The 13,407-nt window shown below is 49.6% G+C and carries 13 protein-coding genes; 4 read left to right on the top strand and 9 right to left on the bottom strand.

Features of this window, described 5'->3' with window-relative positions:
* Nucleotides 1-2: 2 nt before the first annotated feature.
* The 4 genes from LBQ00_01355 to LBQ00_01340 form a co-directional block, all read right to left on the bottom strand.
* Nucleotides 3-215, bottom strand: a complete 213-nt coding sequence (locus LBQ00_01355; GenBank protein ID MDR2017521.1) for a DUF2905 domain-containing protein — start codon at nt 213-215, stop codon at nt 3-5.
* A gap of 3 nt (nt 216-218) precedes the next feature.
* Nucleotides 219-788, bottom strand: a complete 570-nt coding sequence (locus LBQ00_01350) for an epoxyqueuosine reductase QueH (protein ID MDR2017520.1) — start codon at nt 786-788, stop codon at nt 219-221.
* A 164-nt stretch (nt 789-952) separates the two neighbouring features.
* On the bottom strand, nt 953-3,025 hold the full coding sequence (glyS, locus tag LBQ00_01345) for a glycine--tRNA ligase subunit beta (protein ID MDR2017519.1): 2,073 nt from the start codon (nt 3,023-3,025) through the stop codon (nt 953-955).
* A 77-nt stretch (nt 3,026-3,102) separates the two neighbouring features.
* Nucleotides 3,103-3,978, bottom strand: a complete 876-nt coding sequence (locus LBQ00_01340; protein MDR2017518.1) for a glycine--tRNA ligase subunit alpha — start codon at nt 3,976-3,978, stop codon at nt 3,103-3,105.
* 204 nt (nt 3,979-4,182) lie between these two features.
* On the opposite strand from LBQ00_01340, the gene LBQ00_01335 reads away from it, so the two are divergent.
* The 4 genes from LBQ00_01335 to der all read left to right on the top strand — a co-directional run bounded on the left by LBQ00_01335 (nt 4,183) and on the right by der (nt 8,704).
* Nucleotides 4,183-5,322 (top strand): HD domain-containing protein, encoded by a 1,140-nt coding sequence (locus LBQ00_01335; protein ID MDR2017517.1) that lies wholly within the window; start codon nt 4,183-4,185, stop codon nt 5,320-5,322.
* A gap of 329 nt (nt 5,323-5,651) precedes the next feature.
* A complete protein-coding gene (locus LBQ00_01330; protein MDR2017516.1) occupies nt 5,652-6,215 on the top strand; it encodes a CoA pyrophosphatase in 564 nt (187 codons plus the stop codon).
* Entirely contained in the window at nt 6,202-7,362 is a 1,161-nt protein-coding gene (locus LBQ00_01325; GenBank protein ID MDR2017515.1) for an MFS transporter, read from the top strand. The genes LBQ00_01330 and LBQ00_01325 overlap by 14 nt, the downstream gene beginning before the upstream one ends.
* Nucleotides 7,363-7,372: 10 nt before the next feature.
* Complete coding sequence (der, locus tag LBQ00_01320; protein MDR2017514.1) at nt 7,373-8,704, top strand: ribosome biogenesis GTPase Der; 1,332 nt, start codon at nt 7,373-7,375, stop codon at nt 8,702-8,704.
* 155 nt (nt 8,705-8,859) lie between these two features.
* Here der and LBQ00_01315 read toward each other — a convergent pair whose 3' ends face one another.
* The 5 genes from LBQ00_01315 to LBQ00_01295 form a co-directional block, all read right to left on the bottom strand.
* Nucleotides 8,860-9,990 carry a GDP-L-fucose synthase gene (locus LBQ00_01315; GenBank protein MDR2017513.1) on the bottom strand — a complete coding sequence of 377 codons (1,131 nt, stop codon included), beginning with the start codon at nt 9,988-9,990 and terminating at the stop codon, nt 8,860-8,862.
* A 3-nt stretch (nt 9,991-9,993) separates the two neighbouring features.
* Nucleotides 9,994-11,157: a GDP-mannose 4,6-dehydratase gene (gmd, locus tag LBQ00_01310; protein ID MDR2017512.1), complete on the bottom strand. Its 1,164-nt coding sequence runs from the start codon at nt 11,155-11,157 to the stop codon at nt 9,994-9,996.
* A gap of 585 nt (nt 11,158-11,742) precedes the next feature.
* Nucleotides 11,743-11,835, bottom strand: a complete 93-nt coding sequence (locus tag LBQ00_01305) for a hypothetical protein (protein ID MDR2017511.1) — start codon at nt 11,833-11,835, stop codon at nt 11,743-11,745.
* The gene (locus tag LBQ00_01300; GenBank protein MDR2017510.1) at nt 11,836-12,162 is read right to left on the bottom strand and encodes a hypothetical protein; all 327 of its coding nucleotides are present in this window, start codon (nt 12,160-12,162) and stop codon (nt 11,836-11,838) included.
* A gap of 207 nt (nt 12,163-12,369) precedes the next feature.
* Nucleotides 12,370-13,407, bottom strand: coding sequence for a glycosyltransferase family 2 protein (locus LBQ00_01295; GenBank protein ID MDR2017509.1), 1,038 nt, complete (start codon nt 13,405-13,407; stop codon nt 12,370-12,372).

The following is a 13,407-nucleotide window of genomic DNA, read 5'->3' as shown; positions in this document are numbered from 1 at the left end:
TCCTATTTTCTGAAAATGGAAAAAAATATGGTTAGTATGATGCTGATAACAATGCTGGTGGTAAGCGGGAAGTAGAGGCTGAACCGCTCTTTCCTGATATAAATATCCCCCGGCAGTCTGCCAATATAGGGTATCTTGTGGCCAAACATGAAGGCGAGGCCCACGATGATAAGCACAATACCGAGGACTACCAGCAGCTTTCCCGCGCCCTGCATTCCCTATTTCTCCCCGTAGCGTTCTTTCTCGCTAAATATGCAGCCGCAATAAGGCTGACGGTACATATTAAGAGCTTTCGATCTCTCAATCCCTTCTTTCCATCCGGTCCTGAAATCCTCATAAAGGAAAGGGATGCCATACTTTTCAGAAAGTTCCAATGCGATCATTTTTATGTCTTCATGCCTCTGATACTTACTGTAAAGGAGTGTCGTGGTCAACGCATCCGCACCTGTTTCGGCCGCCTTAACAAAGGCTTTTTCGAGCCTCATGCGGTAGCAAAAGATGCACCTGTCTTTCCCGCGGGCGAGAGCTCCTTTCAAAAAGCTCTCAAGATCATACTCCGTATCGACCGCGAGCGGAAAGGACGATATCTCAGCATAGTTTGTTAGGGTGGCAATCCTTTTCATAAATTCCGTGTAAGGGTGGATATTTGGGTTATAAAAATACCCTGAAACCTCCGCTCCCTCCTCCCTCAACCTCCGAAAGACATATATGCTGCAGGGAGCGCAGCATATATGCAGGAGAACTCTCTTTTTATCCCATCTCTCCTTCATCTGCCGTTCACAATTCATCTATGAGGCTTTGCGGTCCTTACACAGGCGTACGAGCCGCCGAACCTGACCATGTCCGGTAAGGCCAGCGCCCTTGTGCCACCTGCGGGGTTCCTTAAACGCTCCCCTGCCTCTGTCTTTTTCCCGGCAAAGAGGTACACGTACTTTTTCTCATGGATACCTCCTCATTCAACACGAATTTTGGGGAAATCTCCGTAGCGCAGAAACATATTTTTAATTTTTTTCAGAAGGGCGAGCCTATTGTTTTTGACTGCGTCGTTTTTGTCCATGACGAACACTTTATCGAAAAAATTATCGATGGTTTCCTTGAAACCCACCAGGACGGTAAGGGCGTCTGCATACCTCTTCGCATCCATCGCCGAGAAGAACGTATCCTTCGTCTCTTTGTAGAGATCGAAAAGGGCCTTTTCTTCTTTTTCCCTGAGAAGAGATATTTCAACCTCTCGGTCTTCAGCGAGGGTCTTTGTAATGTTATACACCCTTCGGAAGCCCACCATGAGCCGCTTAAAATCCTGGAGTGACTTCTGGCTCTCTAAGGCAAGGAGCCTGAGATACCCGTCGTAGATATCTTCGGATACCCCTGGAAGGACACTTTCAACAAAATCCTGGTTGTGGTTCTCCTCCAGCATGGAGAATTTGAAGCGGGTGATGATGAAATCAAGAAGGGAAGCCATCGTCTCTTCAAGAGTGACCCGCTTACGGATGGCGGACCCGCTCTCGTAGGCCTTTTCAACAAGTTCCTTGAGTGGGACGTGAAGCTTTTTCCCTATTACTATCTTCATTATTCCTAGGGCCTGTCGTCTCAGGGCGAAAGGATCAAGGTTGCCTGTTGGGTTGATCCCTATGGAGAAGAAAGAGACCAGGCTGTCTATCTTATCCGCGATGCTCATGATCGAGCCGAGACCGTGCTGAGGGAGGGCGCCGTTGCCGCCGCTCGGAAGGTAATGGTCTTCTATTGCCCTGGCGACCTCTTGGTCTTCCCCTTGGGATTCGGCGTAAATCCTTCCCATTGTCCCCTGGAGTTCCGGGAACTCCCCTACCATGTGAGTAAGAAGATCTGATTTGATGAGCCTGACCGCCCGCTCTATCTTCTCTTCTTTCCGGTAATTAAGGATCAGCGCCAGGCAGTCGGCGATAATGTGCACCCTTTCCGTCTTATCCTTGAGGGTACCGAGCTTGACGTGCCATACGATGGAGGAAAGCCGGTCATAGAGACCGCAGATTGCCGTCTTGCGGTCTTCGTCAAAGAAGAACCGGGCGTCCGCCAGGCGCGCCCTCAGGACCTTTTCGTTTCCTCTGATGACATTCGCATCTTCCTTGGGCGCCGTATTGGCGAAGCAGATAAAACGGGGCATAAGGGTATTGTCCGCTTTCAGGAGCGGGATATACTTTTGATGCGATTTCATCACATTTATGAGCACTTCTTTTGGGATCGCAAGGAACTGCTCGTCGAAAGAGCCGCACAATGGGTAAGGGTACTCGGTGATATAGAGGATCTCTCTCACGAGGCTTTCGTCCTCTACCACATGGCCGCCTGTTTCTTCCTCAATCTTGCTAATCCCCTTACGGATTACATCGAGCCGTTCCTCTTCATCAAGGACCACGAAATTTTCTCTTAGTTTATCGATATATTCTGAAGGGTTACGAAGCTCGATAGGCCCTTTGGAGAGAAACCGGTGGGCAAGCGTCGTCCTGCCACTTTTTACGTCCGCAATATTGAATTCAATGACGGATTCACCGAAAAGGGCCACAAGCCACTGGATAGGCCTTGCAAACTCGAAGCTCTCGCCACCCCATCTCATCCGCTTCTGAAAGGGGATGCGGGAGACCACGTCTTTAAGGATTCCCGGGAGGACGTCTATTGCGGCCTTTCCGCCTTCCTTTTTCTCCACGGTAACGAACTCGACCCCGTCTTTGATGCCTTTTTTGAGGTCATCAAGGGCGACCCCTTGGGATTTCGCAAACCCTGTGGCAGCGGGAGTTGGTTGTCCCTGGGCGTTGAAAGCCTTGTTGTATGGAGGGCCGTACTTTATAGAGACGCTGTCTTCCTGCTTCTCGGCCACATTCCTTATGATGACCGCTATCCTCCTGGGCGTTGCGTATACTTTAGGATTGTCTGAGGATATCCACGCCACGCCGAGCGCGTCTTTCAACAGTTTATAGAGACCTTCCTTCGCGGGTCCTAGGAACCGCGCCGGTATCTCTTCCGTACCTATCTCAAGCAAAAAGTCGCTCATAACGCTCCTTTTTGAAGGAAAAATCCCGTCTCATATCTGCAAAAATTTTTCAACTTTTCGCTGTGCATGGTTAATGTTTAAGTATTTTTCAATAGCGGAAACCCTTGGGCTTCCCTTTTCTTAATATAAAGTTCAGCGCACAACTTCGCCAGATTTCTTACCCTGCCGATGTAGTTCGCCCTCTCGGTCACGCTTATCGCCCCTCTTGCGTCAAGGAGATTGAATATGTGAGAACACTTGAGGCAATAATCGTAGGAAGGATAGACGAGTTCCCTTCCGGTGGTGAGTTTTTCTCCTTCCCGCTCACACACGTCGAACATGCCCCTTAGCGTGGACGCATCAGATTCTTCAAAATTATATGTGGAATATTCTCTTTCCGGTTCAAGGTAGATGTCTCCGTAAAGAACATCCTTGTTCCATGCTATATTGTAGACGCTGTCCACATCCTGGAGATACATGGCTATCCGTTCTGCGCCATAGGTGATTTCCACGGTAATGGGGGCGAGACTTATGCCGCCCGTCTGCTGGAAATAGGTAAACTGGGTAATCTCCATTCCGTCAAGCCATACCTCCCAGCCCAGACCCCACGCACCGAGAGTAGGTGATTCCCAGTCGTCCTCCACGAACCGTATGTCGTGGTAAGCGGGGTCTATCCCGAAACTCCGGAGGCTCTCAATGTAGAGATTCTGGATGTCCTTTGGAGACGGCTTCATTATAACCTGAAACTGGTAGTAGTGCTGAAGCCGGTTGGGATTTTCGCCGTAGCGTCCGTCGGCTGGTCTTCTTGACGGCTGGACATACGCCACGTTCCACGGCTCAGGGCCTAAGGATCTAAGGAATGTGGCAGGGTGGAATGTTCCCGCGCCGACCTCTATATCGTAAGGCTGCTGAATCACGCATCCCCGATCGGCCCAAAATTTCTGTAGCGCAAAGATAAGGTCCTGAAAATACATTGTCGTCCTTGTTTCTCCGCATTCTGTATAACATAAAACAAGCGTTTTTACCAGAAGTCTCTAATCGTGCGAGAGGATATCTATTTTGCCAACAGAAGGCTTCTGTTATTTAAGTCAATTAACCTCCTTGCTAATTTCGTAACACGCTGGTATCCTTAATATATGAGAAAGGCTTTCATACTTGCCATCCAAGAGGCTGCCAGTATGCAGCGATGGAACGACAAGATCCGCTCCGTTGAACTCCGTGAGCTTGACAAACAGGCCCATAAGATGATAATCGCCTACTTCCTCGGGAAATTCGAAGAAGGCGCCCCAGGCTTCAGTTGGCGCGACATAATTGAGGGAGGGCTTTTTGAGTTCCTCCAGCGCCTTGTTATTACTGACCTAAAGCCCCAGGTCTTTGACCGGATCAAGCAGGACGACGAGAGGTATCAGCAGCTCAATGAATGGGTCTTCAATCGGCTCAAGCCCATCCTTTCGCCTCTTGGAAAAGAATTGAATGATGGATTCAGGAATTACTTCCGAAAAAGAGACGATACGATCAACAAGAGGATTTTGAGCGCCGCCCATTTCTTTTCCACACAATGGGAATTCGACATTATTGAGCGGGCAAACCAGGAAGGATACGAAATACGCCGGATTAAGGCCCTCCTTAGAGAAAAGCAGGAGGGATACTACGATCTGGCAGGTATTCAACAACTTGCCTTGTGGGAAAAATACAGGAATTTCATTGACCTCTGCGGCCAACTGCGGTTTCAGCTCCGATGGGGTCATATAAATATGGAGCCCCGGACCGCCGTGCTGGGCCACATGCTCGTAGTCGCCCTTCTCTCGTATCTTTTTTCTATGGAGATCGGCGCCTGTCCGAGGCGTTGCGTGAACAACTATTTCACCGGTCTTTTTCATGACCTGCCGGAAGTGCTCACCAGGGACATTATCTCGCCTGTGAAGCGTTCCATTGAGGGTCTTGAGGAACTGATAAAGACATACGAGCGCGAACAGATGGAAAAAGAGGTCTACAATCTCATCCCAGAAGTATGGCACGAGGAGATGAAGATGTTTACCGACAACGAGTTTGCGGGGAGAGTGACCTTAAACGGTAAAATGATGGAAACCACGTCAGAGGTGATATCGACAGAATACAACTCCGATGAGTTCAACCCGAGGGACGGCGCCCTTGTAAAGGCTGCCGACGACCTTGGGGCCTTTGTGGAAGCGTATACCTCAATAGAAAACGGCGTCCAGTCGAAGCGTTTACAGGAAGCTAAGGAGAAATTCGTGGAACAGTACAGAGAGAAGACCATAGCGGGAATAAGGTTCGGCGAACTATATGAAGACTTTTGATGGACGACTGTTTTCTTTTCCATGCCGTTGTCGCTGGCACAGCCGGCGTCCTGGCCTTAGTCAAAAGTATGTCTCCGGGGCTGATCGGTATGCCGCCTCGGCCTTAAAGAAAGAATACGATCACCCATCCTAATCGTTTTCTTGGCGTAATGTCGTTGCCGTCTCTTAGCTCCCGCCTTGTCGCCTTAATTTGCAGAAGATGCGTCCCAAGGATTGACACTCTCTTGTTCCTAATGTCAGCGCCTGCGGCGCTATATGTTCTCCGGAAAACCCTTGCGTTAACTGCTCAAAATTGCTTTCCTTCCTCTTAGCTGTTACAATAAGCCGTGATGACCCCTGCGTTCATAAGAGAGAGGCTGAAAAATTACGAAGCAAAGGTAATTGAAGGGTGCGAAGGCATATGCGCCGGAGTTGTCATACCCATTTTCCAAAAAGATGGAAATGTCTATATCGTCCTTACCAAGAGAAGCCAAACGGTGAGCCTGCATAAGGGTGAAGTTTCCTTTCCCGGAGGTATGTGTGAAGATGAGGACGGCGGCACAATGAATACGGCGCTCAGAGAGTGTTGCGAAGAAATAGGGGTGTCGGCGGAGGATGTGGAAATTATCGGAAAAATAGACGATATGTACACGTTCACTGGTTTTGTTATCACCCCGTATGTGGGGATTATTCCCTATCCCTATGAATTCAGGACGAACCCCGGGGAAGTAGCGTACATGATCTTCATGCCCCTCAAGCATCTCATGGAAGCGACGCCCGTGATGGAAAATGTCGAACATTTAGGCAAGACAATCATGGCCACTTCTTTCGATTTCAACGGCGACAGGATATGGGGCGCCACATGCCGGATCCTGTTCAGGCTTAAAAGAATATTGGAAGATGAAAAAATTTAACCTGAAGGCGCTCCTTTTACTTTCTTTAGGGCACATGGTAGTCGACATTTATCAGGGGGCCCTGCCGGCGTTGCTGCCGTTTCTCAAAGAGAAGCTGTCCCTTACCTACACCATGGCCGGCGTTGTGCTCGTCATGTCCAACTTCGCTTCGTCCATACTTCAGCCCCTTTTCGGCTATTATTCGGACAAGAAGGAGAAAGCTGTCCTTCTTCCCGTTGGCCTTCTCTTCGCGGGAATGAGCTTTGCCCTTCTTTCGCTGGCCGATATTTATGTTCTGGTGTTGGTTCTCACGGCTTTGAGCGGTCTCGGGATCGCGGCGTATCATCCGGAAGGATACAAGACTGCCCATTTCTTTACCGGCGAAAGAAGCGCCACGGGTATGTCCATTTTTTCGGTGGGAGGCAATCTCGGCCTGTCCCTGGGACCCGTCTGCGTGGTTTACATCATCCAGTATTTGGGCCTCCCATACCTGCCGGTTATAGTCCTTCCGGCACTCCTTATGACGCTTGTAATTCTCATTGCAAGGAAGACCGTGGCGATCCCCGCAATGGAGCATGCCGACAGGCAGACAGCGGCTGCCGCAGCGCCCAAAGGGGCGATGCTCTCCCTTATCACGGTTATCGGGATAGTGGTGGCACGGACATGGACCCAGATGGGTTTGGTCAGTTACATACCCTTTTATTACATAAACTATCTGAAAGGGGAGCCCGTCTTTGCCGGGAAACTCGTTTTCACATTCCTCGTGTGCGGCGCCCTTGGGACGCTCATAGGGTCTCCCATAGCCGACAGGATCGGCCTCAGGACTTTTTTGAGACTTACCATGTTCCTTGGTACCATTGTGCTGCCCCTGATGTTCGTCCCATTCATTAACCAAAGCTGGCTTCTTTTCGTGGTTCTTGGAGTAGAAGGGGCGCTTATTGTCTCTACCTTCTCCGTTACCGTGGTAATAGGCCAAAAACTGCTCCCCCACAGGCTCGGGGTCGCATCCGGCCTCCTGGTTGGTTTCGCCATCGGCGCCGGAGGTGTTGGAGTGACACTCCTTGGGGTCATCGCGGATACCATGGGTGTGCCGCTTGCCTTGGAAGCTATCATGTTGCTGCCGCTCATAGGCTTCATTTTAAGCCTCATTTTGCGATTTAAAGGATAGGTGCGGTGTATTGAAACCGATTATAAGTATCGTGGGTCGTCCCAATGTGGGGAAATCGACACTGTTTAACAGGTTAATAGGTCACAGGAAAGCAATAACGGAAGACATTCCGGGTGTGACGAGGGATCGTAATTACGGGGTATTCGAGTACTCGGGTCAGGAATTTGTCCTAGTCGATACGGGGGGGTTTGAACCGTCGAGTGACGAGGGATTTTTCCCTCTCGTGAAGAAGCAGATAGAAATATCCATGGAAGAGTCGGCGATTATAATCTTCGTACTGGACGGAAAAGACGGTATGTTGCCACAGGATGTGGAGATTGCCCGGATAATTAGAAAATACGAAAAACCTGTCTTTTATGTGATCAACAAGGTGGATTCAGAAAAAAGAGAGGCCGATGCCGCGGAGTTCTACGGATTGGGAGCGGAGAAGCTTTACACCATGAGCGCCCTCCATGGGAGGGGACTTGGGGAATTTCTTGATGACATCGCATCCGTCGGGAAAATGGTGAGCGAGACGACCGGCGGCGCCCTGAAAGGCGAGAGTGAGGCTGAAGAGGGGATCAGGATCGCCGTGATGGGAAGGCCCAACACAGGGAAGTCCTCAATAATAAACCGGTTGTTAGGCTCGGAACGTATGATCGTAAGCGATGTTGCAGGAACCACGAGGGACGCTATCGACACTACGATACTCTTCAAAGACAATGAGATCACCCTTATTGATACGGCAGGCCTGAGGAGGAAAAGCAGGGTATCGGGCAAAATAGAAGAATATTCTGTGTCAAGTGCGCTCAAGACTATCGAAAAAGCGACTGTGGTAAACCTTATCGTCGATGCGGAGGAAGGGCTTAGCCATCAGGACGCGTCCATCGCCCACCTCGTTGTGGCCCAGGGTAAAGGGATATGCGTGGTGATCAATAAGTGGGACCTTGTGAAAGGTACGGTGAGCGAGGAAGAATACAGGCGGATGACCCTGGAGAGGATTCCTCATGCTGCATTTTCTCCAATCATTTTTACGTCCGCGAAGACCGGAGTCCACATGGGGCAGATACTGCAGACCGACCTCAGGATATACAGTCAGTTGACGAAAAGGATAGATACCGCGAAGTTGAATAGGGCGTTTCAGCTTTTCTACAGGAAGCTTAACCCATCACGGCAGAGGAACGCGGAGGTAAAGATCAATTATGTAAATCAGGCGAAGACCTTGCCGCCCACGTTTATCCTTTTCTCAAACCATCCGGAGCTTATACAGAAACACTACAAGAGGTACTTGGAAAATTCCCTGAGGAGCGCTTTCGGTTTCGCAGGAGCCCCGATCAGGCTGGTGTTCAAGAAAAAGTCGTGAAAAACCGCAACGCCTTATGTCCCGCTCTAAATAAATCACATTCTTTTGAGATTTAAATATCCGCGCAGAATCGTGAAGAAATGAAAAGAAAAATATTGATCAGAACCATGAAATTGCCGAATTATGTCGGGCTTGCAGACATATAAGACTCTAATTCAACCGACTTCAGGACGCGTGTACCATTCCATCGTACGTTTCAATCCCTCGCTGAAGGGCGTTTGCGCCTGGAAACCGAAACTTTCTCTTGCCCTTGTGACGTTAAGCATCCGCCTTGGCTGCCCGTCCGGTTTGGAGGAGTTCCATACTATCCGTCCTTTGAAACCGGTCAACACGGTTAACATGCCGGCCAAGTCCCTTATGGATATTTCGAAGCCGGCGCCTATATTTACGGGATCACTTAGGTTGTATCGCTCCATGGCTAGAAGGATTGCCTCCGCAGCATCTTCCACGTAAAAAAACTCGCGGGTGGCACTGCCGGTACCCCAGACCTCAACGACGGCCTGACGGCCGGAGGACCCCGCGGAGAGAGAAATACCATAGAAGTTCACAACTGTCAGCACATCTTCCAGGGGAGAATCCATGCCAAGCTCAATGACGCCGGACGGAAGCTCTAATACATTATCTCCGTTTCTCATGAAATCTCTCTTGATGGAGTCAAAATTACCGTTAGCGAGAAGATTGGCCAGGTGGAATTTTCTGATGAGGGCGGGAACCACATGGGAAGATCTAAAGCTGAAATTATCGCCCGGGCCGTAAAGATTGACCGGCAGGATGAATATGGAATTGAAGCCGTATTGCTGTCTGTACGCCTGCGACTGCACCAGCATCATCTTTTTTGCCAGACCGTAGGGCGCGTTTGTCTCTTCGGGATATCCGCTCCAGAGATCATCTTCCTTAAACGGCACAGGGGTAAATTTCGGATAGGAGCATATTGTTCCCAAGGCCACAAATTTTTCGATATGCCTGAGATATCCCTCGTGCATCAACTGGACGCCCATTATCGCGTTATCATAAAACAGGACGCCTGGATTGGCCTGGTTATATCCTATTCCACCCACATTAGCCGCCAGATGAACGACAACGTCGGGTCTCAGGTCATCGTACATCCTGCTTACACTCTCGGCGAATCTGAGGTCGTATTCTGGAATATCGGCAATGGATAAATGCTCGTATCCCTGTGCTTGAAGTTTGCCGACCAGATGGGCCCCGAGGAAGCCTTTGCCGCCTGTAATCGTAATCCGCTTGTCTCTAAGCCCGCCCAAGGCCGCTGTTGCGCCTAAATCCATCCTTCAGCACCCTTCCCGAATTTTTTCGTAAAAGGCAAAATCGTGGTTCGTATAGGTGAATCCTTTACATATGGAAGATGTGATGCCGTCTCCGGGAGGCTCGATACCCACCATCTTGAGATCGTAATCAATCATGATTTTGACCAGTTCGTCAAATGTTGTCCTCGGCTGCCAGTCCAACTTCTCCTTTGCCTTTGAAATGTCGGCCTGCAGGAAATCGACCTCTGTCGGCCTGAAATAACGGGGATCGACTTCAACAAGAATGTCTCCGACGCTAAGCTGCGATGCGGCAAGGGAGACCCGTGGCGCCATGGAACGGATCACTCCTTTTTCATCGGGACCATTTCCCTCCCAACCCAGTTCAATACCGATGTAACGGAAGGCAAGATTGAGGAATTCTTTGATTGAGTGGCTGTCGCCTGTCCCCACTACGTAATCGTCGGGCCTGTCTTGCTGAAGCATGAGCCACATCATTTCGATATATTCCGGTGCGAAACCCCAGTCTCTTTTGGCGTTCAGGTTGCCGAGATAGAGCCGCCTCTGATTGCCCGTCAGGATATTCGCCACAGCCCTCGTTATCTTCCTGGTGACAAAAGTCTCACCCCTTCGGGGGGATTCGTGGTTGAAGAGAATGCCGTTGCATGCAAACATGCCGTATCCCTGCCTGTAGTTCACTGTCATCCAGTAGGCGTAGAGTTTTGCAGCCCCGTAAGGACTCCTGGGGTAGAACGGCGTATTTTCGTTTTGCGGTGGAAGGGAGGCACCAAACAGCTCAGACGAAGAAGCCTGGTAAAATTTCGCACTTATTCCGCTTCCACGGACCGCATCAATTATCCTTGTGGTCCCAAGGCCCGTTATGTCCCCTGTGTACTCGGGCATATCGAAACTGACCTTCACATGGCTCTGGGCCCCCACATGATATATTTCGTCCGGCTGTATATTATATACAAGATTAATAAGCTGACCCGAATCCGAAAGGTCGCCGTAGTGCAGGAATAATCTCATGCCTGGGGTATGAGGGTCTGAGTAAATGTGATCAATTCTGCCCGTATTGAACGTACTCGCGCGACGTATCAATCCGTGGACTTCGTACCCCTTGCTCAACAAAAATTCCGCCAGGTAGCTGCCATCCTGGCCTGTTATTCCCGTAATTAACGCTCGTGTCATCGAAAAAACTCCTTTATTCCGGGACGTTATGAGGGGCGCGATTCATTCCGCCGGTCACGACCGGCAGGAGACTTCATCTCGCTCTGCGGGCCTCCTATGCCCTCCGGCCATATTAGAGCCGGCCCCAGGTTGGTCATGGGACCAAACTTTTCGGCTCTTTTTTGTCAATATAATAACACAGGAGGTATGGATAGGCGAATGTTAAATGTAAACGAAAAATTATTCCAGACCGAGCGCCCTAAAGCACAGACTGGCGGTCATGCCTTATAAGGATCCGTTCGGCACGCTGCCGCCCCTGGGCGGATGTGGCAGCCAATAAGTACTCTCTGTCTTTGCGTAATTTTCCGATCAATTGCCCTTAATGTTCTTCAGTTCTAATGATTAATATCTATGGAGGCGTCTACTTGAAATCACGTCAAATGGTCACGTCAAATAGAGATGTTAACGGATAAAAAACCGCCGGCTGCATGTCGTACTTGCAATCAGCGGTTTTTTAGTTCATTTGTTTGCCTGACAGGAGGCGGTTTATTTATCCCCTGCCTCAAGCGTATGGTATACCTTTTTAGTTAAATATACCTATTCTTGTTATCTGTCAGATAACCCCTGCCCCTTTACCGGGGTGAGGCGTTGAGTAGTGGTCCCATCACCCAATTGACCGTACTTATTATATCCCCACACTCACACCGTGCCGTCGCTTTTGAGTGCGAGAGAATGATTGATTCCCCCAGTAATGGCCGTAACACCGGTCAAACAACCAACGCCATCTTTGCCCTTCACCTGCACTGGGACAGAGCGTTGAGTAGTGGTCCCATCACCGAGTTGTCCGTAATTATTCCTTCCCCATGTCCATACCGTACCGTCTTCTTTAAGTGTAAGGGAATGATAGTCTCCCGCGGCCAGCGTGAAATCCTCCGCACATGCGGGAGCCTCACATAAAAGCATCAGGGTTAGTATACACGTTGCCGATAAAAGTATTGCGAAAGGTCTGTGTTGTATATTCGTCATTCTAAACGCTCCTTTTTTGAGGAAGTTAATCTCTTGTTTGTATACCCGTTCTATATTAAAGATCCCATATAGTCAAGAGTTAGTTGCGATGTTTTGGTATGGTTTTATGCGTTTAATGGTCAGTTTGACTTTGTTCCATGTATTGAACTGTCAGGGCGCATGGTTATTAGAATTGAAAATCTGGTTGTGAGGCTCAAGAAAAAGAATTTAGTGAGCCCTGGATTGGACCTTAACAGTCGGGTGCAGTCCGGCGTCGTCGGGACACCCGGAAAAATGCCACATTACAAGGCGGGCATAGTATGTATAAGTCCGTCTTGTTCTCTTCCCGATAAGGAGGATTGGCAGACATGTCAGAACAGCAAGAAATACAGTGGCTTTTACAAACCTCACAAGCTGAAAACATCGGTAATATATGGACGAGTAATGTTTTCTTATGAACTTGTACATAGAGATATTGTACTCTATTCTTCCGTTGACCCAGCTTTTCCTTACAGTCTTTCCCTGCAAATGTATTACCTTTGCCCCAGGAAAGAGAACAACCCGCAATCCTTCGGTCCGTATCCTTGCACAAAGGTCCGACTCTTCAAGAAAGAAGAAGAATCTCTCGTCAAATCCTTTCACCCGTTCCACTGCCTCCCTTCGCGCCATTACTGCGGCCCCTATGAGGGATTCGACGTCATAACCCTCGTATTTGGCCCTGTTTTCGTCGACCGGCGAAAGAGAGTTTTGTCTTGGATAAACGGCCTTACCGGAATATTTGCGGGGAAAGACTCGCTCAAGCAAGGCCCGCGGAACGATCTCGGGCATGAGGGACGGGATCGGCGCTGACGAACGCTGAAGGCGCATATCTTCATAGACAAGCTGCGGACCGCATATACCCACATCGCGGTTGTGAACCATATACCGCAACATTTTCGACAACTCCCCTTCTATAAGGATAGTGTCGGAATTGAGGAAAAGCACGAATTCTCCGGAGGACTGCCTAAACCCCGCATTGGCCGACGCGGCAAACCCGAGGTTCGCCCCATTTTTCACCAGTAATATCCCGGAGAATTCCTCGCGGACCATTACATCTGTCCCGTCGGTTGACCCGTTGTCGACCACAATGATTTCGAGGAGGGAAAATTGGGTTGAGGCGTCCTGTCCGATGGACGTGAGCAGGTCCTTAAGGAGGTCTTTCGTGTCTTTTGTAATAATTACAATTGAGAGGATCTTCCCGCTGTCCACACTTCCTGTCCTGTTCAT

It is taken from the genome of Syntrophobacterales bacterium, assembly GCA_031274925.1.
Taxonomy (GTDB): domain Bacteria; phylum Desulfobacterota; class Syntrophorhabdia; order Syntrophorhabdales; family Syntrophorhabdaceae; genus PNOM01.
This window is presented reverse-complemented; position numbering and strand designations above follow the sequence as displayed.